This is a genomic window from Planococcus kocurii (assembly GCF_001465835.2).
In the GTDB taxonomy this organism is placed as follows: Bacteria; Bacillota; Bacilli; order Bacillales_A; family Planococcaceae; genus Planococcus; species Planococcus kocurii.
Genome location: NZ_CP013661.2, coordinates 687794 through 710858, shown reverse-complemented (window position 1 = coordinate 710858; position 23065 = coordinate 687794). Strand labels below are relative to the sequence as shown.

At 40.1% G+C, this 23065-nt stretch carries 23 protein-coding genes and 1 pseudogene; 13 read left to right on the top strand and 11 right to left on the bottom strand.

Translation table 11 applies throughout. The features are described from left to right. The first annotated feature begins 189 nt into the window (after window positions 1-189). The 3 genes and pseudogenes from chrA (at window position 190) to AUO94_RS03630 (ending at window position 3113) form a co-directional block, all read left to right on the top strand. A pseudogene (gene chrA, locus AUO94_RS03640) lies at window positions 190-1217 on the top strand (chromate efflux transporter). A gap of 21 nt (window positions 1218-1238) precedes the next feature. Then, complete coding sequence (gene kynU, locus AUO94_RS03635; RefSeq protein ID WP_058385964.1) at window positions 1239-2489, top strand: kynureninase; 1251 nt, start codon at window positions 1239-1241, stop codon at window positions 2487-2489. Beyond that, a complete protein-coding gene (locus AUO94_RS03630) occupies window positions 2490-3113 on the top strand; it encodes a cyclase family protein (RefSeq protein WP_058385963.1) in 624 nt (207 codons plus the stop codon). A 68-nt stretch (window positions 3114-3181) separates the two neighbouring features. Here AUO94_RS03630 and AUO94_RS03625 read toward each other — a convergent pair whose 3' ends face one another. Continuing rightward, window positions 3182-3625, bottom strand: coding sequence for an arsenate-mycothiol transferase ArsC (locus AUO94_RS03625; RefSeq protein WP_058385962.1), 444 nt, complete (start codon window positions 3623-3625; stop codon window positions 3182-3184). Window positions 3626-3836: 211 nt separating this feature from the next. After that, window positions 3837-4355 (bottom strand): universal stress protein, encoded by a 519-nt coding sequence (locus tag AUO94_RS03620; protein ID WP_058385961.1) that lies wholly within the window; start codon window positions 4353-4355, stop codon window positions 3837-3839. 463 nt (window positions 4356-4818) lie between these two features. On the opposite strand from AUO94_RS03620, the gene AUO94_RS03615 reads away from it, so the two are divergent. Continuing rightward, entirely contained in the window at window positions 4819-6555 is a 1737-nt protein-coding gene (locus AUO94_RS03615; protein ID WP_058385960.1) for an ABC transporter ATP-binding protein, read from the top strand. Window positions 6556-6557: 2 nt separating this feature from the next. Continuing rightward, window positions 6558-8312 (top strand): ABC transporter ATP-binding protein, encoded by a 1755-nt coding sequence (locus AUO94_RS03610; protein WP_058385959.1) that lies wholly within the window; start codon window positions 6558-6560, stop codon window positions 8310-8312. A gap of 109 nt (window positions 8313-8421) precedes the next feature. Here the strand turns inward: AUO94_RS03610 and AUO94_RS03605 are convergent, their stop codons facing one another. Further along, window positions 8422-8625 carry a YheE family protein gene (locus AUO94_RS03605; protein WP_058385958.1) on the bottom strand — a complete coding sequence of 68 codons (204 nt, stop codon included), beginning with the start codon at window positions 8623-8625 and terminating at the stop codon, window positions 8422-8424. A 109-nt stretch (window positions 8626-8734) separates the two neighbouring features. Here AUO94_RS03605 and AUO94_RS03600 point away from each other — a divergent pair, with 109 nt between their 5' ends. The 3 genes from AUO94_RS03600 to AUO94_RS03590 all read left to right on the top strand — a co-directional run bounded on the left by AUO94_RS03600 (window position 8735) and on the right by AUO94_RS03590 (window position 11087). Beyond that, a complete protein-coding gene (locus AUO94_RS03600; protein ID WP_078080819.1) occupies window positions 8735-9850 on the top strand; it encodes a DUF445 domain-containing protein in 1116 nt (371 codons plus the stop codon). 20 nt (window positions 9851-9870) lie between these two features. Beyond that, window positions 9871-10218, top strand: coding sequence for a YlbF family regulator (locus tag AUO94_RS03595; protein WP_058386939.1), 348 nt, complete (start codon window positions 9871-9873; stop codon window positions 10216-10218). 89 nt (window positions 10219-10307) lie between these two features. Then, the gene (locus AUO94_RS03590; RefSeq protein WP_058385956.1) at window positions 10308-11087 is read left to right on the top strand and encodes an enoyl-CoA hydratase; all 780 of its coding nucleotides are present in this window, start codon (window positions 10308-10310) and stop codon (window positions 11085-11087) included. 37 nt (window positions 11088-11124) lie between these two features. On the opposite strand, the gene AUO94_RS03585 is transcribed toward AUO94_RS03590, so the two are convergent. Next, on the bottom strand, window positions 11125-11310 hold the full coding sequence (locus tag AUO94_RS03585) for a YhzD family protein (RefSeq protein WP_058385955.1): 186 nt from the start codon (window positions 11308-11310) through the stop codon (window positions 11125-11127). A gap of 208 nt (window positions 11311-11518) precedes the next feature. Here AUO94_RS03585 and AUO94_RS03580 point away from each other — a divergent pair, with 208 nt between their 5' ends. The 3 genes from AUO94_RS03580 to yhaM are packed head-to-tail and all read left to right on the top strand — an operon-like array spanning window position 11519 to window position 16513. After that, window positions 11519-12733 carry a metallophosphoesterase family protein gene (locus AUO94_RS03580; protein ID WP_058385954.1) on the top strand — a complete coding sequence of 405 codons (1215 nt, stop codon included), beginning with the start codon at window positions 11519-11521 and terminating at the stop codon, window positions 12731-12733. A 4-nt stretch (window positions 12734-12737) separates the two neighbouring features. Then, the gene (locus tag AUO94_RS03575; protein ID WP_058385953.1) at window positions 12738-15578 is read left to right on the top strand and encodes an ATP-binding protein; all 2841 of its coding nucleotides are present in this window, start codon (window positions 12738-12740) and stop codon (window positions 15576-15578) included. After that, complete coding sequence (gene yhaM, locus AUO94_RS03570; protein ID WP_058385952.1) at window positions 15575-16513, top strand: 3'-5' exoribonuclease YhaM; 939 nt, start codon at window positions 15575-15577, stop codon at window positions 16511-16513. The genes AUO94_RS03575 and yhaM overlap by 4 nt, the downstream gene beginning before the upstream one ends. A 137-nt stretch (window positions 16514-16650) precedes the next feature. Here the strand turns inward: yhaM and AUO94_RS03565 are convergent, their stop codons facing one another. The 7 genes from AUO94_RS03565 to AUO94_RS03535 all read right to left on the bottom strand — a co-directional run bounded on the left by AUO94_RS03565 (window position 16651) and on the right by AUO94_RS03535 (window position 21007). Beyond that, window positions 16651-17541, bottom strand: coding sequence for a peptidylprolyl isomerase (locus AUO94_RS03565; RefSeq protein ID WP_058385951.1), 891 nt, complete (start codon window positions 17539-17541; stop codon window positions 16651-16653). Window positions 17542-17649: 108 nt separating this feature from the next. Further along, window positions 17650-17835 carry a hypothetical protein gene (locus tag AUO94_RS03560; RefSeq protein WP_006828367.1) on the bottom strand — a complete coding sequence of 62 codons (186 nt, stop codon included), beginning with the start codon at window positions 17833-17835 and terminating at the stop codon, window positions 17650-17652. Window positions 17836-17896: 61 nt separating this feature from the next. Beyond that, the gene (locus AUO94_RS03555) at window positions 17897-18442 is read right to left on the bottom strand and encodes a DUF3267 domain-containing protein (RefSeq protein WP_058385950.1); all 546 of its coding nucleotides are present in this window, start codon (window positions 18440-18442) and stop codon (window positions 17897-17899) included. Between the two features lie 101 nt (window positions 18443-18543). Continuing rightward, complete coding sequence (locus tag AUO94_RS03550) at window positions 18544-19086, bottom strand: HTH-type transcriptional regulator Hpr (RefSeq protein WP_058385949.1); 543 nt, start codon at window positions 19084-19086, stop codon at window positions 18544-18546. 306 nt (window positions 19087-19392) lie between these two features. Then, window positions 19393-19815, bottom strand: a complete 423-nt coding sequence (locus AUO94_RS03545; protein ID WP_058385948.1) for a YtxH domain-containing protein — start codon at window positions 19813-19815, stop codon at window positions 19393-19395. Between the two features lie 125 nt (window positions 19816-19940). Beyond that, window positions 19941-20471 (bottom strand): tryptophan transporter, encoded by a 531-nt coding sequence (locus tag AUO94_RS03540; RefSeq protein WP_058385947.1) that lies wholly within the window; start codon window positions 20469-20471, stop codon window positions 19941-19943. A gap of 104 nt (window positions 20472-20575) precedes the next feature. Continuing rightward, window positions 20576-21007 (bottom strand): HIT family protein, encoded by a 432-nt coding sequence (locus AUO94_RS03535; RefSeq protein ID WP_058385946.1) that lies wholly within the window; start codon window positions 21005-21007, stop codon window positions 20576-20578. Window positions 21008-21116: 109 nt separating this feature from the next. On the opposite strand from AUO94_RS03535, the gene AUO94_RS03530 reads away from it, so the two are divergent. Then, entirely contained in the window at window positions 21117-21866 is a 750-nt protein-coding gene (locus AUO94_RS03530) for an ABC transporter ATP-binding protein (RefSeq protein ID WP_058385945.1), read from the top strand. Further along, complete coding sequence (locus AUO94_RS03525; RefSeq protein WP_058385944.1) at window positions 21850-23052, top strand: ABC transporter permease; 1203 nt, start codon at window positions 21850-21852, stop codon at window positions 23050-23052. The genes AUO94_RS03530 and AUO94_RS03525 overlap by 17 nt, the downstream gene beginning before the upstream one ends. The last annotated feature ends 13 nt before the right edge of the window (window positions 23053-23065 follow it).

The window sequence follows — 23065 nt, the reverse complement described above, 5'->3', positions numbered from 1 at the left end:
TCACAGATGACCTTTTAATAGTATCAAGGTCTTTTGAAGCGTTGTCAATACTAAGAATTTCTAGAAATGCTTGAGACAGTAAAGTTGCATGAATTTAATATCAAGACATATAAGTAAACGGTTATCCTCAAAAGGACTAATTTATTTAAAGGAGAGGGCTATGATAAAGAAAAAAACAACTATGCAGAAATCTTAAAAGCATCGAAGAAGTTAGGACTGACGTCTTTTGGTGGCTGGCAGCACATATTGGTTATTTCAGAGATGAATACGTCAACAAAAGAAAATGGCTCGACGATAAAGCGTATGCAAATTTAGTAGTGAGTTGTCAATTCTCTCAGGACTTGCTCGTTCACAGGTGGGGATTTCCATTGGCATGCCGCGTGGAAGAATATTTGGTGGATTCTTGTCGTGATTTGGATTCACCATGCCTTCGGTCATCTTGCTAATGCTATTTGCACTTGTCATAATGAACGGTTCTTTTGACAGCGGCTGGATACAAGGTTTGAAAATTGGGGCTGTTGCCGTTGTAGCGCATGCTTTACTAGGAATGGGAAAGAGTTTAGAACCTGACCGGCAACGAATTGCAATTGCAGTTGGTGCAGCGATTATTATCCTGTTAATTCCTCAAACTTGGGAACAAATTGGTGTAATCGTGCTGGCCGGTATTGGTGGCTACGCATTTATCACAAAGAAGAAGCACCTAAGCCGGTAAATCTCGTATTAAGTTTTGGTAAAAAAACAGGGCTTGCCGCATGGATTATTTTCGTTACTTTGTTAAATGGCTTGCCATTAGTTCGTCCCTTAATCGAATCTACTTCTTTCGCTATTTTTGATATCTTTTACCGAGTCGGATCGATCGGGTTCGGTGGAGGACACGTTGTGCTATCCATGCTTGAGCGCGAGGGTGTACCCGGTTGGATGACAGCAGATGCGTTTATGTCTGGTTATGGGATGGCTCAAGCAGTTCCAGGTCCACTTTTTACGTTGACTGGTTATCTCGGTCAATTGATGAACGGTGTATCGGGAGTGATTGTTGGGGTCATTGCTATGTTTTTGCCATCTTTCCTATTGGTGATTGCAACATTTCAGAGATTCGTGATCCTGTTGATTTTGCAATTGCAGTAATAGCCTTTACAATGTTAGTCTATTTTAAACTGACTCCTTGGATTGTCGTACTGGTAACAACAATTCTAGGTGCAATTGCTTATGCAATATAAAGTTTAGAGGAGGACGAAATAATGACGAGCAAAGAGTTGGATCGCGAAGATTTGTTAGCGGATTTTAAACAGGAGTTTTTTGTTGAAAAAGGGATGGTTTATATGGACGGCAATTCTCTTGGGTTGATGTCTAAACGGTCTGAAGCAAAATTACAGACGCTGATGGATAGCTGGAAAACATTTGGAATTGATGGGTGGACAGAAGGTAACCATCCGTGGTTTACCTTAGCTGAGGAAATGAGTAAACGCATTGCCCCATTAGTCGGCGCACAAGGCAATGAAGTGATGGTAACAGGATCGATTACGTCGAATATTCATCAAATGCTGTCAACGTTGTTTCAACCGACTGCTGAACGTTTTGCAATTGTTGTCGATGACTTGAACTTTCCTTCAGATATTTATGCTGTAGAAAGCCATCTTCGTTTGCGAGGATTGGATCCGGCAAAAGCTATGAGAAAAGTTGGTAGTAAAGATGGCTACACACTTGAGCTAACCGACATTATTGAACAATTAACTGACGATGTTGCTGTTGTGCTGTTACCTTCTGTGCTTTACCGCAGTGGTCAGCTATTGCCAATGCGCGATATTGCAAAAGCGGCACATGAAAAAGGTATTTTGGTCGGCTTTGACTTAGCGCATTCAATCGGTGCCATGCCGCATCACTTGCATGACGATGGAGTGGATTTTGCTATTTGGTGTCATTATAAATACATGAATTCAGGACCAGGTGGAACAGGGGGGCTGTATATACACGAACGCCACCATCAATTGCTGCCTGGGAATGCTGGATGGTTTGGTTCTGATAAAGCTCGTCAATTCGATATGGACCATGAATTTACGAAAGCACAAGGAGCGGGTGCTTACCAAATTGGGACACCGCATATTTTCAGTATGGCACCGTTGCTTGGCAGTCTCGAGTTATTTGAAGAAGCGGGAATTGGAGCAATTCGCCAAAAATCACTGCAGCTGACTCGTTTGTTGAGACAGCTTGTAGGACAACAAGTTCCTGAACTGACTGACGTTACACCCGTACAAGACGAAGCTAGAGGCGGTCACATCGCTTTTGCTCATCCTGAGGCAGCGAGAATTTGCAAAGCACTGAAAGAAGCAAAAATCGTTCCTGATTTCCGTGCACCCAATATCATTCGATTAGCGCCTGTTGCTTTTTACACATCTTTTAGCGATGTAGAGCAAGTGGCCGATAAGCTTCAGCACATTATGGACAATGAAACATATAAAAAATTTAGCAATGAACGAAATGTGGTGGCTTGAATGGACCCACAAAAAATCATTGATATTTCGATGGAATTGAACGACACAACACCGGAATGGCCTGGAGACGTACCGTTTAGTTATGAACTATCTGTCACGATAAAGCAAAGTGGTTCAGTTAATATCGGGAAGGTGCAAACGAGTACGCATATTGGCACTCATATTGATGCTCCTTTTCATTACAATAACGAGGGGCTCAAAACACATGAACTGCCCTTAGATGTCTACTTGTCACAAGCTCAAGTGATGGATGTTAGTGGCTTGGAAAAAATCAAGGTGTCAGATTTGAAACCACTTGAAGAACAGGTCACGGCGGTGTTGCTAAAAACCGTGTCTTGGAAAGACCGTAGTAAATTTCCAGTGGAATGGCCTATTTTTGATGAAGGAATCGCACGATGGATGGCTGATCATGGTATAAGCTTACTTGGCGTTGACGTGCCGTCCGTGGATCCAGAAACTAGCAAAGAATTGCCAATGCACCAGGCTATGAATCGTCATCATCGTTTTATTTTGGAAGGCATCGTTTTGGATCATGTAGCAGAAGGGGTTTACCGACTAGCAGCATTGCCACTGAAGATTAAAGGCGGAGAAGGCAGCCCAGTCCGAGCGATTCTCTATACGTAAAAAGCAGTGTAGGCAAGTGTAAAAGAATGAAAGCAAATAAAACCTTCACCGGTTTACTGGTGAAGGTTTTATGCGTAATCTGCACGGAAATAAGGTTCCATGTTTTTTATATTCGTCGCAATTTCATCACAAATCTCTTGGTAAAGCGCCCATTGTTCTGTAGTATCGCTAGTTCTTAACTCAGGGTTACGTATGTCCCAGCGCAGCAGTTTCTGAGTCGGCAAATCTGTTGGAATGTCACCATGTTCAAATTCTCCATCGTGTAAAGCGATGATTAAATCTGCTTCCCTTATTTCTTCCGGATTATAAGCACGTGCTTCAACTGCTGGTAAGTCCAATATAACTTCCTTCATTATTTCTAAAGGCATGTCATTAAAAGAAGGCTGAGCTTCTTGTGACCACGCAGCGCTACGAATTTCCCAATCAGGAAGCATCAGTCGATTTGCCCAAATTTCAGCCATCAAGCCACGATGCTGATGAGGAGATAAAAAATAAACTGTTTGTCTTGACATAGGTCTTCCCTTCTTCCTTTTGTAAAACGCGTTTTGCTATTAGTAATGTTTACCCGGTAAAGAAGAAATCAAACTGTTAAATTTGTGATGTTAGTGTGACTTTTTGATAAGGAGTTAAAAATCCGGTCTGGTGAACAAGCAATAACTTGTCCAACTAGACCGGATTTTTTGAGTGCTTTGGTAATCCATTCAGTAGTGCAAGAGGAAATGGTTATTTGACAACCAAGATAGAACAGGAAGAATCTTTGATTAACTTTTTGCTGACAGATCCAACGAAGAATTTTTGCAAACCTGCTTTCCCGCTGTTGCCAATAATGAGCAAATCAATGTTTTGCTCATCAACAAAAGCAGAAATCGTTTTGGCCGCATTTCCTTCAAGGGCGAGCACCGATGCTTTTGTGTTGTGTTCATCTAATTGACGTTGGATAGATTGTTGAAGGTGCTTGGAGTATTCAACTACTGTCTCATCATAATCCTTTAGATTAGAGACGCGTTCATCGCCAATTCCAGGTGGCATGAATTGTGCATAATTGCTGTCGACGTTTGCCGAAATTACTGGAGCCGAGGCACTGCCGGCATCCATATAACCAATGCTTTCCCGGTAGTCTTCGTTCACATAGATAACAGAAAGTTTAGCACCTGGTAATACGTTTACAAATTCCATTGCCTTTTCAAATGCAATTCGACTTCCATCAGAACCATCATAAGCCACAGCAATATTTTTATACATTATCATCACCTCATCCTAATTTCTCTTAGTGTTAAATTACCCTACGTTATCAGAATGAAACATCCGTTATATTTTGGAAAAAATAAATTTTCGAAAAATCTTGACAATTCAAAATAAACTTTGCTATTCTAGAATTAACAAATAAAAGGGAATGGAGGTCATGATGATGAAAAAATTGGAAATTAACAAGCACATTAATTTAATATTGTTATCAGACCTTCCTTCGATTTTTCTCTGACTTTATTTCGGAAATAGAATGATTCAGGACATGTCTGACTAAATGTCCTGTTTTAATGAGCGTGTGCCCATAAACGAGGCGCGCGTTTTTTTGTGTGTTTTAATGCAAATTGAATGAAATCTAATGGGAGTTGTTGGATATGAAGTTGTTTCAACAGGTAGAAATGATCAATAAAGAATGACTTGAAACTGATTATTGGAGTGGAAAAGAAAAGAGGCGTAACTAATGTTTGACGTATTATGGAAATTAAAATGGTTTTTTAAAGAAAATTGGCTGAGGTACACGACAGCTGTTGCTTTGTTATTCGTTGCCAATATTTTAGAAATTATTCCACCCTGGTTAATTGGGAAAGCGATTGATTCAATTGCTCAAGCGCAGCTGACTTCGACGCTGATGTGGCAGTACATGGCAGTATTAGCAGTAGCGATGGTATTAGCTTATTTGATCAATTTTGTTTGGCAATATCAATTATTTGGTGGGGCTTATGTTATTGAACGGCAGCTCCGTTCTAGCTTGATGGGGCATTTCTTGAAAATGACACCCACTTTTTACGAGAAAAATCGGACAGGCGATTTAATGGCACGTGCAACAAATGATTTAAAGGCCATTTCCGAGACGGCAGGATTCGGCATTTTAACGTTGGTGGATTCAACTTTGTATATGGCAACTATTATTGTCGCGATGGGAATGTTGGTTTCTTGGGAATTGACTTTTCTAGCGATGATTCCCTTGCCGATTCTAGCGGTAGTAGTACAAATACTGGGGAAGAAAATTCATGTTCGTTATATGGAAGCGCAGGAAGCTTTTGGTGACATGAATGACCGCGTATTGGAATCGGTTGGAGGAGTTCGTGTCATCCGAGCTTATGTTCAAGAACGCGCTTCAGAACAACAATTCGCTGCTATGACCGAAGACGTGTACGAAAAGAATATGGCTGTAGAACGAATTGATGCTTTGTTTGCGCCAGTAACCAAAGTGCTGACTGCCATTAGCTATATGATTGGACTTGGCTATGGGGCATTTTTAGTTGCTGAAGGCACGATGACGCTAGGGGATTTAGTGGCTTTTAATGTTTACCTTGGCATGATTGTTTGGCCGATGTTTGCGATTGGAGAATTGATTAACATCTTGCAACGAGGCAATGCTTCATTGGACCGCGTCAACGGAACACTGGATTATCCGGAAGATGTTACCGATCCACAGGAGCCATTTACTACCGGTAAACCAAAGGAAATTGGTTTTAAAGACTTTAGTTTTACTTATCCACAATCAAATTCAATCAATCTTCAAGGCATCAATCTTTCCATGAACAGTGGCCAGACGCTGGGCATTGTCGGCAAGACAGGTAGTGGGAAATCGACTTTCGTTAAGCAATTGCTGAGAGAATACCCCACTGGTCAAGGAGCCATCTTTATGAATGGAATTGAATTGAAGAAATTAACGAAAGATCAGCTGCGTAGCTGGATTGGCTACGTGCCACAAGATCATGTGTTGTTTTCGCGGACAATTCGAGAAAATATTCTTTTTGGAAAATCAAATGCTAGTGAAGAAGAGATGGTTGAAGCGCTTCGTTTAGCTTATTTTGAAAAAGATTTAGCGTTGTTGCCAAATGGGTTAAACACACTAGTTGGTGAAAAAGGAGTGGCGTTATCAGGTGGTCAAAAGCAGCGGATTTCTATTGCTCGCGCATTGATTAAAAATCCGGAGATTCTAATTTTGGATGATTCGTTGTCAGCGGTAGACGCGAAAACAGAAGCGCGCATTATCGAAAACATCCAAGCCAATCGTACTGGCAAAACGACCATCATCACAACACACCGACTTTCTGCAGTAAAGCACGCTGATTGGATTGTCGTATTAGATGACGGGAAAATTATTGAAGAAGGAACTCATAAGGAGTTGCTGGAAACAAACGGATGGTACAACGAGCAATTCCTCCGTCAGCAAATCGAGGAGGTGTAAATATGGGAACAGGTAAACGATTAGTACAATATGCATTGCACTTTAAACGTGTTTTAGTTTGGGGATTAGGAATGCTTGCGATCGCGGTTGCTGCTGATTTGGCAGCACCGCTTATTGCCAAAGAAATTATCGATAAACACATCGCTACCTCTGGTGAAGTAATAAACTTTGAGCCGATTGCTTATTTACTGGCTTTGTTTTTTGGACTTGCTATTATCAGCGCGATTTTTCGTTATTGGCAGTCTATACTTCTCCAAAAAGGAGCCAATCGGATTATCCGAAAAATGCGAAACGATGTCTACGGCCATACACAAACGCTACCAATTCGTTATTTTGACAATTTACCAGCTGGAAAAGTAGTATCGCGCATAACAAACGATACAGAAGCAATACGGGATTTGTTTGTGACTGTATTGTCTCAATTTGCAACGAGTTTTATGTATATGGCTGGTATCTTTATCGCGTTGTTTTATCTCGACTGGAAAATGGCTGCAATGACACTTGTTTTAATCCCGTTGTTGTATATATGGATGTTGGTATACCGTAAATATGCGGCCCGCTACAATCATGTCGTGCGAGAAAAGGTCAGTGAAATGAACGCTATGATCAACGAGTCAATTCAAGGAATGACCATTATTCAAGCATTTCGTCGAGAACACAAAATGAAAGACGAATTTGAAGAACTGAACGATGAACATTACAAGTATCAGAAGAAATTATTAGTACTAGAAGGTGCCGCTTCTTATAATTTGGTTGGGGTACTGAGATCCATGACCTTTATTTTATTTGTCTGGTATTTCGGCGGAGCTTCTATGTCGGGGAGTGAAGTAGTGACAGTTGGTATGCTGTATGCTTTTATCGACTACATTATCCGGCTATTCAACCCTATCAGTGGCATAGTCAATCAGTTTGGACGCCTAGAACAAGCGTTAGTCGCGGCTCAACGAGTATTCCGTTTACTAGATCAAAGTGGTGAAGCAGTTGTCGATAAAAAAATAACTCGATATCAGGGAAATGTCAGTTTCGAGAAAGTTTGGTTTGCTTATAATGAACAAGACTATGTGCTACAGGATATTTCTTTTAAAGCAAAACAAGGCGAAACCGTAGCGTTAGTCGGTCACACAGGTTCAGGTAAAAGCTCCATCATGAATTTATTGTTTCGCTTTTACGATACTTCTAAAGGTGCGATCACCATTGATGGCATAAATATCAATGATATGCCAAGACAATCGGTTAGAGAGCATATGGGAATCGTTCTACAAGACCCTTATCTGTTCAGTGGAACAATCGAGTCAAATGTGACTCTAGGAGATGAGCGGATTACTAGAGAAATGGTGACGGATGCGTTAGCAGCAGTCGGAGGAGAGCGCGTGTTGGCTCATTTGCCGAAAGGAATTGATGAGCCAGTTGTAGAAAAAGGCAGTACGCTTTCTTCTGGACAACGACAATTGGTTTCTTTTGCTAGAGCATTAGCATTTGATCCGGCAATCTTGATTTTGGATGAAGCAACGTCTAACATCGATACAGAGACAGAAGAAATTATCCAGCATGCTATGGATGTATTAAAAAAAGGCAGAACGACGTTCATTATCGCTCATCGCTTGTCGACAATTAAAAATGCAGATCGAATACTAGTACTGGAAAAAGGTCAAATTGCGGAAACGGGTAGTCATGAAGAATTGATGAAGCTCGGCGGCATCTATTTCCAAATGTATAAAATTCAATCAGGAATGTCCAAAACCCAGACCGTTGGGTAAGGGGACATTCCCTTTTTTATGCGTTCACAGAGCTATCGCTGTTAAAATAAGTCAAGCTTCCTTATACTTAAAAGAGCGAACGAAAAAAGCACTGGAACTTTCCAGCGCTTTAATCGTATACATGATAGAGCATGAGCTCGTGGATCATCGTTTTGATAGCTTCTTCATCTTGCGGTGGATTTGAACGCCAAACGATGCTGCCATCGGGATGATACTCCCCGTTTATGCGTTCGTTCTTATAAAAGAAGGAAATGTTCCAACCTGGTAATTGATGATTTTCGAACATTGGTTTAAATTTAAAATGCTGAAGCATATGGAACCTCCTTTGCTTTCTTCTCTCTATTATAGAGGATTGCGAAGAATACACAAAGAAGAAAAAGAAATGAGTGACAACAGTGAATATTATCGTAACATTAGTTTTTATGGCGATTGTGGGTGCGTTAATTGGTGGCGTCACCAACCATTTAGCAATTAAAATGCTTTTTTGGCCGTACGAGGCAAAGTATATTGGGAAATGGCGAGTCCCACTGACACCGGGACTCATTCCGAAACGACGCGATGAACTATCTCGTCAACTGGGTCGAACAGTTGTTGAGCATCTGTTAACTCCTGAGACATTCAAAAAGAGGTTTTTTAACGAGGAAATGCACATTAAAACAGAAAAATGGATCAATCGACAGCTGCAGAAGCACTTATTTAATTCTCCAAAATCCTTCAACGACTGGCTGCAAGAAGCTGGACAAACAGAAATGGATATAAAAATAGAAGCAAAATTAGATGAGTTGGTTGATCTGCAAAAAGAGTCCTTGCAACAGTATATTGCTGGGAAAACGATTCGTGAACTCATGCCTGAAAACTGGAAAGCAGAGACAGAAGCCAAACTCTATGAAGGTGTCGAATATGCCATCAGTCAAGGAACAACTTATTTTGAATCGCCGCAAGGAAGACAAACGATCAAGTCTTTGTTGGATGAATTTTTAGAATCGCGAGGTCGCTTTGGTCATATGCTGCATTCTTTGCTTGGTGAGTCAAAACCGTTAGTAGATCGGATTCAACCGGAAATTATCAAATTTCTCAACTCCCCAAGAACCTTCGAATTGGTAGGAACATTGGCATTTAGTGAATGGGAAAAAGTACAGGACCGGAGAGTCGATGAGTTACTTAAAGAATTTGATTTTGATACAGCATTAACCGCAGTGAAACAGTATGTGCGTGAAAAAGCCGCGATTTCAACGCGTTTAAACACAACACTTGCAGAGACTTGGCCTGGAGGGTTAAAATGGACGAGTGTCAATTTTACGCCACTTGTGACAGACTTTGTCTTCGAACAAGGAGAGCATAAACTGGAAGAAACCATATTGAAAATTGATATGGAAGGTATGGTGAAAGAGCAAGTCGATTCTCTGCCGCTCAGTCGCCTAGAAGAATTGGTGCTTGGAATATCCCGGAGAGAATTTAAAATGATTACCGTATTGGGCGCTTTTTTAGGAGGATTCATCGGAATCTTCCAAGGGATTTTCGTCATGATACTAAACTAACAAAGAGGAGATGGATGAACATGACAGTAAACATTTATGACGACATCAACAAATTAGAAAGCACGTTCCGTTCAACAGACGAGTTTAAGAAATTAGAAGAGGCAGTTGCACAAGTAACTTCTGATAAAGAAGCAAATGAGTTATTTAAGACGTTCCGTGATTTGCAGATTTCTCTTCAGCAAAAACAAACACAAGGTGAAGAAATTACAGAAGAAGAAATGATGAACGCGCAAAGCACTGCACAAGCAGCTCAGCAAAACGAAAAAATTCTTGCAATGCTTGAAGCTGAAATGGGATTAAGCCAAATGATCGAAGAAGTAAACCGTGTCTTGATCAAACCGGTTCAGTCTTTATACGAAAGCATGTAATTTTCAAAAAAATAAAGGAATAATAGAAAGAGACACCGAATACATAGAAGTGAATGACAATTCATTTCTATGAAGGGGTGTCTCTTTTTATGTACGAAACGATTGAATTGACAAAACAAGGACGAATCGGCCAATTGGTTTTGAATCGTCCGAAATCAATGAATGCCATGAATGGAACGATGATGAAAGAACTAGCGGATTGCTTTGAATCTTTGTTGCAAGACAGCACAATACAGGTCCTAATTATTCGTGGCGAAGGTAGAGCATTTTCAGCGGGCGGCGATATCAAAGAGATGATGGACCCGGAACATCCAATGGATATCGATTTGGTTATGAAGGACGTCAGCCGCTTGGCAAAAGCACTTTACACGCTGCCACAAATTACAATTGCTGCTATACATGGAGCAGCAGCTGGTCTTGCTTTTAGTATGGCACTGGCCTGTGACTATGTAGTCGCAGAAGAAAATAGTAAATTGGCTATGAATTTTATCGGCATCGGGCTAGTACCAGATGGTGGCGGTCATTTCTTTATGAAAGAACGAGTAGGTGTACCAAAAGCCAAGCAGATTATTTGGTCAGGACAAGTGTTAAAAGCACACGATGCACTAGCAAAAGGATTAATCGAAGAAGTGACTGCCGAAGGAAGAGGTCTTGAAAAAGCAGAAGCCTATGCAACTGAAGCAATCTCATCACCAATCGGTGCTAAATTGGCATCTAAGCACATTCTTCATCAATGGAAAGTAAAAGAGTTAGTCAGTACGCTGGACATGGAAGCGGCAGCACAATCGGCAATGCGGAAATCAGCAGATCATTTAGAAGGCATCCAAGCATTTGTTGAAAAGCGAAAACCTGAGTTTAAAGGTCTATAAAAAGCATGGCGGAATCTCCGCCATGCTTTTTACGTTCTTATGAATGGAAAAGAATAAGTTTCCCAGCGGGTGACGCTAAGCGATGTGTTTGGTTAATCAATTCTTTTTCTTCTAACATAGCTTGACCTTTACCACGCGCTTCTTCGTCCGTCTCAGCGGTAAATGTTTCGTCTAGTAGTTGTTTGCCAGTTTGTTCAAAAGCTGTCAGTTTGTAAGTTCTCAAGCAGAATCAATCCTTTCTGAATGGATGTTCATTTTAAGTATAAAGGCTTTCCATTAAAAAGTCCTGTCATTTTTAAAACATCTTATTAAGTGCTTTGGAACATTGATCGATTCGACTGTTTACAGAAACTTTTCTGCAAAGAGTTTTTTTAATGGTTTTGTCATGATAAAATAAGAACAAATATTCGGTAATTAAAAGGGGTTTATTTATGGAGTCGATTCGCTTTATCCACACGGCAGATTTGCATTTAGGAAGCCCTTTTATCGGCATGAGGGATTTGCAAAAAGAGCAATGGCAAAAATTAAAAGACAGTACGTTAGAAGCGTTCGATCGACTTATCAACTATGCACTAAAAACAAAACCAGATTTCGTGTTAATTGTGGGAGACATTTATGACGGGGAAGATCGCAACATTCGTGCGCAAGCGCGTTTTCAAAAAGGCATGCAACAACTTGCTAATCAAAAAATACCAGTTATTATGTGCTACGGCAATCATGATCATTTAAGTGGCAATTGGACGCGCTTTGAACTTCCGGAAAATGTTCATGCTTTTGATGACACAGTTTCTCAATTCAAACTAGCCACCGCCTCAGGGCCTGTAACGTTTACTGGATTTAGCTATGGCAAACGTCACATTAGTGAGTCCATGGTCAAGCAATACCCGGTAGCGCAAAACCAAGAGTATCATATTGGGCTACTACATGGCAGTCTCGAAGGAGACTCAACACATGCTGTTTATGCGCCTTTTAAAAAAGAACAACTACTTAGTAAGCAATACGATTATTGGGCATTAGGGCACATCCACAAGCGTCAAGAACTTGCTAACGAGCCCGCTATCGTGTATCCCGGTAATATTCAAGGACGTCACCGGAAGGAAACCGGTGTAAAAGGCTTTTATGAAGTGACTTTGTCAAAGGCAACAACACAATTAGCATTTATTCCAACGTCAGTTGTTCAATTCGACAGAGTGGCTGTTTCAGCTAAAGGCATTGTTCACATGAATGAATTGATCGAGGCTTGCCAAGACAAACTAAGTCTTTTTACTCAAGGAGCAGGAGCTGCCATTATTGAATTGGTCTTTACAGAATTGGATCAAGAAAGCTTTCAACTGCTGGCTGAAATTCCCGAAAGTGAATTATTAGAAATGCTTCGTGAGTCGATTGCTGAAATGGAATGGTTTGTTTGGATCCAATCGATTCAACTTCAGCAAGTGGAACAAGATAGTGAACTTTCTCCAATAGGAGCAACGTTGATTGAGACGATAGAGAGCTGGGAAATAGACAATTGGAAAGCTATTTTGAAGGATTTGTACAGACATCCAAAAAGTAGCCGATTTTTAGAAGCTGTAGACGATCAAACCGTCGGAGAACTTCAATTAGCTACCGCCCAAAAAATTCGGCGTAGGATGCAGGCGGGAGAGTGACAACATGAGAATCGAAAAATTAACAATCTATGGTTTTGGCAAACATGAAAACCGAACCATCGAATTAGGAAATCAATTGGTTTTATTTTATGGTCCCAATGAAGCGGGGAAAACAACAATTCAGCAATTTATCATTCAACTTCTTTTTGGCTTTCCTACACGCAATCAAACGCAATTACGGTACGAGCCAAAAACTGGCGGAAAATATGGGGGCAAACTATATTTGACGGACCCGTATTATGGAAAGCTTGTAATCGAACGAACAAAAGGAAAATCCGCTGGAGACGTCATAGTAGAATTTGAAGACGGTCACAGAGGTGGTGATACCGAGTTGAAACAAATCTTGCGAAACTACGATCGCGCTTCTTTTGAAGCAATTTTTTCATTTTCGATTCATGAATTGCAAGGCCTAGATCAACTCAGTGAATCAGAACTGAGCCGAACTTTACTAGCTTCAGGGACAACAGGTATTGATGCCTTGACAGATTTAGAAAATCAGCTTGAAAAACAAATGGCTGAGCTATTTAAAAAAAATGGTCGCAAACCACAAATAAATGCCTTGGTTGAAGAGCTTCGTGACATCGAAGAACAGCTAAAGGAACTTCGACACCGTGCAGAGCTCTATAGTCCTGCTACTGAGCGATTACAAGCAATTGAACAGCGTTTAAAGGTCATTGAAGAAGTAGAAGCAGAAATGGATCAAGAGCTTAAAGAAATCCATAGATGGCAACAAGCCGCGCCATTAGTAGCAGACCAGCATAGATTGACTAAGCAATTAGACAATCTTGCCATTACGCAATTCCCAGCAGAAGGCAGAAGGCAAATGGATCGGTTAGTGGATAAGCTAACTCAAACAAAAGCCGATATGGAGTATTTAACCAACCAACGTCACCTACTAACCACTGCAGATAAAGCCGATTCTTTAGACGCGATTGAGAATTTATTGAATCGTGAATCAGACTGGCACCAATTAAATCTACAACTAGTTCAAAAGCGTAATGAAACAATCGAGTTATCAGAAGAACGCGAAGAACTATTATCGTTACTTGGACTTACGGAACAACAAGCGATGGCGGTTGATGTTTCGTTAAATCACGAAGAGCAATTGCTTGAGAGGTTGAAGGAGTTGGATGTAGAAGAAGAAAACCAACGCTTTAACCAACGTAATTTGCAAGAAGAGAAAAACAAATTGGTACGGGCAGAACAAGATTTATCGGCGTTTTTAGTTCAAGAACCAACTGCAAAAGAACGACTCATTGCAGAAGAATGGCCAGAGATTTCAGCACAATTAGCAGAAGCTAAAGCTGCTTCGAAGTTTCAAAAAAGCGACACTGGACAAGACCAAATCGTTCGTTTTGCATTGTTTGGACTGGGGTTACTCGTAGCAGCTTATGGATTTATCCAATCGACTGCTTTACTTATTGTGATTGGACTTGTCGCAATGGCTGCAGGTGTATGGCTTTTTGTGAAAATGCGAAAACCCAATGAGCTGCCTGCAAATTACGCCGCTCTGATTAAAAAATACAGTGGAAAAGAATGGCAGTACGAAACACTCATCACAAAAGTAGCCGAGTTTGATCGGCAGTTAGACAGCTTGATGAATCGTGTAGAGACAGTCAAAAAGAACATAACCAGTTATATAGCTGTCGATTCAACCGCTGTAGCACAAGAGGCTTATCAGCAACTCTTGCTTGAAATTGGTTTGAAACCAGATGCTAGTCGAACGATGATACTGGAGCTTTTTAGTAAGTTGCGAAAAGTTCATGCAAATTATTCGCGTATATTACGAATTCAAGATGAAATAGACAAATTAGCAATGCAACAACAAGAGTGGATGGATAAAGCGCAGCAAGCATGTGGCAAAGAGCTCGCAATAGCAGGCTTGATTGCCACGCTGCGTTCTGAACAATCAGTGCGACAGCAAAAGAAAGATCAATGGAATAAGCAACAAAGTGAAACCCATGACTTGTTAGAAAAAATCGAGCGGTTGCAAGCATTCCAAGAGCAACTTGAAAAAGAACAGCAAGTGCTAATTGCCTATGCGTTAGCAGAAGATGTCTTTGATTTTTACCGGTTGGCCGATCAATGGGATCAGAAAAAACGAGTGGAAAAAGAACTTGAATTGGTCGAAGGGCAATTGCAAGCTATTGGAGAAATTGAATTGCCAGGAGACTGGGAGTCGGATCATACACAGCAAGCAATTGAGCAACGACAAGAAAAAATGACAGAGCTTAAAGCCCAGCGAAATAAATTATTAAACGAACAAGCAGACAAGCAACACTTGACTCAGATGTTAGTAACGGATACTTCTTACGAAGAAAAGTTACAGCATTTTGAAGAGAAAAAAGCCGAATTTATTGATTTGGCGAAGCAGTGGTCCATCAACAAAGCAATTGTTGAAGCAATCAACCAAACGATGAGTGAACTAAAAGAAAAAAAACTACCTGCTGTACTAGCTAACGCTCAGCTTTATTTTAGTAAATTGACAAATGGTGCTTATACCGAATTAGCCATGAATCGAACCGGCTATTTTGAAGCTAAGCGTCAAGACGGGACACGTTTTCCAATTTCAGAACTTAGTCAGGCAACAAAAGAACAAGCGTATTTAGCATTGAGGTTGTCGTTGGCTGTATCTATGAAAAAAAGCCATCCGTTTCCGATCATTATGGACGATGCTTTTGTTCATTTTGATCGCAGTCGACTGCAGCAAATGATAAACTTAGTGACAGAGCTGCAAAAAGAGCACCAGTTCATCTATTTTACTTGCCACGACAGCATGCAACAGGCTTGGCCTAATGCGCAAATTATTAACGTGGCCATTACCGAAAGGAGCGTTCATTCATGACTAAAGGAATTACACAGTATGCAGTCGGCGAGACAGTCGATGAATTCTTATTGATCAAACAGTCTGTAAAAGGAGTTACGACTACCGGAAACCCATTTATTTCGCTCGTGTTACAAGACAAAAGCGGAGACATTGAAGCAAAATTATGGGATACAAAAGATGAGCAGGAAAAAACATTCGCTGCTGAAACAATCGTCCGTGTCGGTGGTGAAATCCATAATTACAGAGGGAAAAACCAATTGCGGATTAAAAGCATTCGTCCAGCAAAACCAGATGAACATCAGTCAATATCAGACTTGATGCCATCTTCGGAAAAGTCGACAGATGAATTGTTAGAAGAAGTAACAAAGTATTTGTTCGAAATGGAGAATCCCCAAATCCAACGAATGACACGTTACTTGCTGAAGAAATATCAGCAGCAATTCTTAACTTATCCTGCAGCAACACGTAATCATCATGACTATGTGTCTGGTCTGGCAGATCATGTGGTGTCCATGTTGAAGCTAGGTAAAGCACTGGTCGACATTTATCCAGGATTGAACAAAGATTTACTGTTTGCAGGAATTATTCTTCATGACATCGGCAAAGTGATCGAACTTTCTGGACCCATTGCAACTACATATACAGTAGAAGGCAATTTGATTGGACATATTTCCATTATGGTAACAGAAGTAGCAAAAGCTGCAGAAGAGTTGGAAATTGAAGGCGAAGAAGTTATGCTACTGCAACACATCATTCTTTCTCACCACGGCAAAGAGGAGTGGGGAAGCCCGAAAAAACCAATGCTGAAAGAAGCAGAAATTCTTCATTATATCGATAATATCGATGCGAAAATGATGATGCTGGACCGTGTTCTTGGGAAAACAAAAGAAGGAGAGTTTTCTGAACGCGTCTTTGCATTGGATAACCGCTCATTTTACAAACCGAAAATTTAATGAAGAACTGAGTCTCCAGCGAAAAATAGACACAGACAAGTTAGCTATCTTGTCTGTGTCTATTTGTATGCAAAAAAGAACCGTTGCTAAAAGTCAGTTGCAAGACTTTTAGAACGGTTCTTTTAAAGTAACTTCTATTATTCAGTTGGAGCAGCAGGCGTTTGAGGATTTAAAATATCATCTAGTGCCCCTTTAAGATCTTCGTCCTGGATTTCTACATTTGCGTCTTTCATCAACTCAGCGACTTTTGGAAGCAAAGTGGATTGATCTGCTTTAGCTATAGCCAAATCAGAACGAATCTTATCTTTTTGGTCTTCTAGTGCCGGTTGATCTTCTACTTTACGTGTTTCAAGAACTTGAATGATATGGAAGCCGAATTCAGATGCGACAGGTTCACTAATTTCGTCAATTTCAAGCTCGTAAGCGACTTTTTCGAACTCAGGAACCATTGCCCCTGGACCGAACCAATCAACGTTACCGCCATTTTCAGCAGAACCGGTATCTGTCGAATTTTCTTTAGCTAATTTCGCGAAATCAGCGCCTTCATCCAATTGCTTTTTAAGAGAGTTAGCGGTTTCTTCATCAGCAACAAGAATGTGACGTGCATTTAATTCAGTGCCTTGGCGATCGTATTGTGTCTGTATTTCTTTATCCGTCACTTCGATGCCTTCAGTCAATGCTTTTTCTTGTAATAAATTCAAACGGATTACTTTTTTGTAGCTTTCTTCTGTTTGGTTGTTCTGGGTTAGAAATTGGTCAAAGCTTTCTCCAAGTTCTTCTTTGTTGCTGTCGTATTCTGCCGTTACTTCTTTGTCAGTCACTTCGAAGTTTTCAGCAAGTACTTTTTCAATTAGTAAAATTTGAACTGCTTGTTCACCAATCGATGTTTTCATTTCTTCATAAAGCTCGTCTTTTGTAATATCACCAGCATCAGAAGTTACAATTGTTTTGTCATCCCCGCTATCGCTACACGCAGATAAAGCCAGTACAGATGCTGCCAAAGTAAATGTTAAAAAAGATTTTTTCATTAGATTTCGCTCCCAACTTTCTATCTAGATGCAGTAGTTACTATACTATAAACGTATTACGGTTTGCAAAGTTTCAAAAAAAAGTCACTTGCCAAAGAGGCAAGTGAGTTAAGGTGTAAATTCTACGCCTACATACAACGATACCAATAGTATTGTAATTAATATATTTATCGTTCGGAATATCTTTTGATGATTTTCTTCTGGAATTTCTCGAGAAGTTACAAGTGCCAATGTCATCCGGTTGATCTGGAAAAGATAAAACACAGAGAACATAACAATAAATGCGATAATCATGGATTTCCTCCCCTCTGACTTTACTTCCTAGTATAACAAAGACCGGAAGAAAAAGCAGATATCAGCTAACTACTGGAGGGATCAGGATTTCAAAGCCGGTGTCTGTTTCTTCTATTAATGCATACTTTGGCGAACGGGCTAAGTTACGAAGGTAAATAATGTCCGTCAAGCACAGCGCACAATGATACGCCAAAAGCATAGCGAAGTAATGGCTAAATTCAGGCATTGCAATACTTAAGCTAATAATAGCCGTATTTAGTACAAGAAAAGGTGTACCCAATGAAAGCAAAAACCGTATTTTGGGAACCGGTTCATTGACATGGAGTGAAAAAGCGGGACACACTTTCATTTGTTTTCGAATTATGAATTTCAATGATTTATGGCAGCCGATCAAAGGCAAGAAATGCAAAATCTTGTGAAGCGGATAAATAGCGAGCAAAGACACTATAAAAAATAGAAAATATTGATCGGATAGAGGCGTGGCATAGACGATTGCAAGCCCAATGTAAGAAGCCATAAAAACAGCGACTCCAAAAAGCGCAGAGATCATGAAAAGCCGGTCAAATCCGTATTGTTTTTTTAAGTTAATTGTTTTCCAGCAGTGCATGTGTGCATCCCCTATTTACTAAATTCATTTTTGATTCGATACATACAATACAATGATTTATAAGGAAATGCAACCATAATTTTTTTTTATGAAATGACTTGTTATTGCTGGCTTTCTTGATGCTTGATAACATGGTTTTCTTCGCTAAATCGATTCTCAATATTTTTGAAGGAAGCTTCGAAGATTTCCATGAAGTCTTCGCCATAAATATTGCGTATAACAGCCATGATGTCCATGAATTCAGGGAACTTTCCGTAGAGTTCGCGTAAAGGTAGAGAGCCTTCAATGACGGAGTGAGGAGTTTCATGATAGTTCTCAATCATCTCCTGCATTAATTTTTCGCCTTTCTCAGTTAGCTGGACATACGTATTGCGTTTATCCGTATCGCGTTTTGAAAAAGACAGCAGTTCACGTTCTTCTAATTTTTTGGAGAAGTTAAAAGCAGTGGAAACATGCATCACACCAAATTTTGCGACATCTGAAATCGAAGCGCCTTTTAAATGATAGGAAATCCAAAGAATGTGATGTTCATTAATATTCAAATCATAAGGTTTTATCCACATTTGCCAATCTTTTTCTACCGCTTTCCATAGAGCTTTCGACAATTGACCAATGCGTTGACTAAACAGCATAGCTTCTTTCATGGTATATTCCTTCTCGTTCACACAGGCACCAACTTTCCTCCAAAATCTTTTCTTTATTATAGCAGTAAAGCAAACGTAATTAAAGTAAGAATAGTAAAATAATTTACAGTGGGAAGATCTACGAGTTTGTTTAGTTTTTTGGAATAAAAAGACAACGTGGCAAAAGAAATCAAACTGGCAAACGTAAAAGATAACTCAGTCTCCAAAAATCACTGCGATGGATTTTTGTTAAATAGTAGATTTACAATGAGCTTTCTAAGTTATAAACAGACCATCAAAAAAAACAACCGCCGGAAGGCAGTTGTTTTAAGCGCTTTGTGTATCATCGTCAACTTTTTCTGATTTGGGTTGGTCATCATTTTTTATAACTTTTTTATCTTTGCTAATGGCTTTTTGCAATTCTTCGATTGAATTTTGGATGGCCATGATTTCAAGTTGAAGATGTTCTTTAGCAGGAGCGGTACTCTCTGTCCATGTTTCCAGTGAAGCTTTTAATCCATCGACTGCTTCAGGAAGCTGAGATTTAGCTTCTTCTGTTAAATGATTGATCGACTCTTTTAAGCTATTCACTTTATCTTTTAGTTCGGTCAAATATTCTTTCCATTCAGCTGACGTTGATTTCACTGTAGAGCGAAATTCCTGTCCTGATTGTGGAGTAGAGAATAAAGCTGTTGCAGCTCCAGCTGCTACCCCTGTAGCAAGTCCTAAGAAAAATCTTGATGCTTTCATATTTGAAACGCCCCTTTCTTCCTATAAACTTCTTTTCCTCTATTATACCTAATTAAAACATATAGATGAACGACTATTCAATAAAAAGAGCTTTTCACTGTTGTTACTAGTGAAAAGCTCTTTTGTTAGGCGGCTTGCGAAACCGCCGTTTCGAATTTTGAACGCTTGACCAATGTAATCACAATCGGGTAAATAAAAGCGAAAGCGATTCCGTTTAACAAAACTGCAGGCAGCACTACTGTGACAAACAACAAACTAAAAGGAATGTTGGCGCCAATAACGAAAATAGCAGCAGAAAGGAAAATCGTTCCCGATAATACAGTTCCCATTGCAACAAGGGCAATCGTAACAGGTAACTTTGCAACGAATTTTTTCAATAGCATGACCAAAGCAAGGAACACAAACGCTGTGATAAATTTATCGATAATATTCGGGAAAAAGCCGCCTGGGAATGTCGAGAATAGACCTGATAAGACACCGGTCGTTACTGCTAATAAGAAGACATTTTTTACATTTGGGAACAACAGAATTCCGACAAACATCATTGTCAACATAAAGTCGGGCTTCATCCCGCCGTTGATGCCTGGAATCACTACATAAAGTGTGGCTCCGACACTGACCAACAGCGCCATTAAAACTAGATTTTTCGTATTCATTTCTCATCTCTCCTCAGCTATGTGCTAGTTTCTTTTTCCCGGACGTGCCCTCATGACCGCCGGCGAAAAACTTAACCTGATTTTATCCTGTTTACTTCAGAAAATCAAGCTTCAGCGTTTAACTTTTCTTTTACGCTTTCTGCCAGTTCCTGTATACGTTCAGAAGTGAATTCTTTTTCCTTGGTCATCCACTTGGCACCGAAACCATCACTTTGACCATAGCGTGGGATAAAGTGTAAGTGGAAGTGGAAAACACTTTGTCCGGCTTTTGCGCCATTATTGTTTAGCAGGTTCATGCCTTCAGGTTGAAAGGTTTCATTGATAGCTTTAGCAATTTTAGGAGCTACGGAAAACAAGTTGGCTGCTTCTTCTGGGGTCATGTCGTATACGAATTCACGATGTGTTTTCGGAATAAGTAAAGTATGGCCTTTTGACAAGGGCATAATATCCATAAAAGCGAAGACGTGCTCATCTTCATAAATTTTTACGCTAGGGATTTCGCCTGCAATAATTTTGCAGAAAATACAATTTGTCATTGGGGATCATCCTTTCCATTTTCACCATGTTACCATAATTGCCATATGACAAAAGAAATCGAGAGTCAGTTTTGATACAATAGTTTAATAGAAAGAAAGAGGTGTTTCGATGGCTATTTTGGAAGTTGATGCGTTAACAGGGGGGTATACACGTAAACCCGTTTTACAAGAAGTGACGTTTTCGATAGGAAAAGGAGAACTTGTGGGCTTGATTGGCTTGAACGGAGCAGGCAAGAGTACCACCATCAAACATATTATCGGTTTGATGCAACCAAAATCAGGGCAGATCCGCTTGAATGGCAAAACTTTTGAAGAAGATATGGACACGTATCGATCTGCTTTTTCCTATATTCCGGAGACTCCAGTGTTATATGAAGAATTAACATTGCGTGAACATCTTGAACTGACAGCGATGGCTTATAATATCGATGCTAAGCTGTTTGAAAAACGTTCTGCAGAATTGTTGAAGGAATTTCGAATGGAAAAGCGCCTAAAATGGTTCCCGTCACATTTTTCAAAAGGAATGCGTCAAAAAGTGATGATTATGAGTGCGTTTCTCGTGAATCCCGCACTGTATATCATCGACGAACCTTTTGTTGGACTCGATCCACTGGGTATTAAATCACTATTAGATCAAATGGAAAAACAAAAGAAAAAAGGCGCATCGGTGCTGATGTCGACACATATTTTGTCCACAGCTGAGCGTTATTGTGACCGGATTATCCTGCTTCATAATGGCCGTGTGCGAGCAAGTGGGACAATGGAAGATTTGCGCAAAGCCTTTAATATGCCAGATGCGTCGCTAGACGATTTGTATATTGCGATGACCGAGGATGAGCTAAATGAAGAATTTGCATGATATTTGGTCGAGACGACTTCATAAGCACACCGTTGAAGTTCAAAACTATTTAAAATATATTTTTACAGGTCATATTGCCGTCGTTTTACTTTTTGCACTCGGAGCTGCCGGTTTTGCTTATAGCGAATGGATACAGGATATTCCACCTGAATTCCCAGCCGCATGGCTATTAGCAGGAGTGTTTGGATTGTTGCTCGCCATCAGTCCACCGTCAACCTTGTTAAAAGAAGCGGATACGGTGTATTTTTTGCCATTGGAAAGCAAATTAGATGAGTTTTTGAAACCTGCTTTAAAATGGTCGTTCGTGTCTCAACTGTATTTGCCGGTAGTCGTTTTCATCGTTTCGCTGCCGATGGTCAACGCCCTATACGGTCTGCCGTCTTCTTTTTTGATTGGCTTTCCAATTCTCTTACTGCTAATCAAATGGTGGAATGTTCAAACTGAATTCGCCTTTCGACGCCAAGGAGCAGGAGAAGGCGTGTGGCTAGACCGATTGTTACGTTTTTTGCTAGTTGGTTTGTTCACCTACTTTTATATAGAAGAGCAGTTAATAGTTGCTGTATTTGTTCTGTTTGCTATCATTTTTTATGGCAAATGGATTACTCGTAAAGCCGTTGGCAAGCCTTTTGCTTATGAGCATTTTATTGCACTAGAAGAAAATCGCATGCTGCGTTTTTATCAGTTTGCTAATTACTTTACCGATGTCCCTCATCTAAAGGGAAAAATAAAAGTCAGGTCATGGCTCAATTGGATTTATCGCTTTATTAAGCCGGGAGCAAAAAATGCTCACTTGTATTTGGTTTGTAGAACGTTTATCCGGTCAGATGAATTATTTTATTTATGGGTACGGCTAACTGTCATTGTTATGATAGGTGCTTGGTTCGTTCCGTTTCAAGTGGGTGTGGCATTGTTTGCAGGCGCGTTGGCGTTCGCAACCACTATTCAAATTTGGCAGGGCTTGACACATACACAACATTTCCGAATGGACAATTTGTTTCCACTATCTCACTTTAGTAGACAACAAGCTGTTTTTAAACTTATTCTTGCGTTGCAACTAGTGCAGAGCATCGCTGCAGCCATCATGTTAGTAATTATGGGTCAGTTGATCACAGCTTTGATAACGCTTATGGTTATTTTGGTCGTGTCTTTCGTGACTGTTACTGTATTAAAAAGTAAAAAAACTTAAAAACAAACCCGGC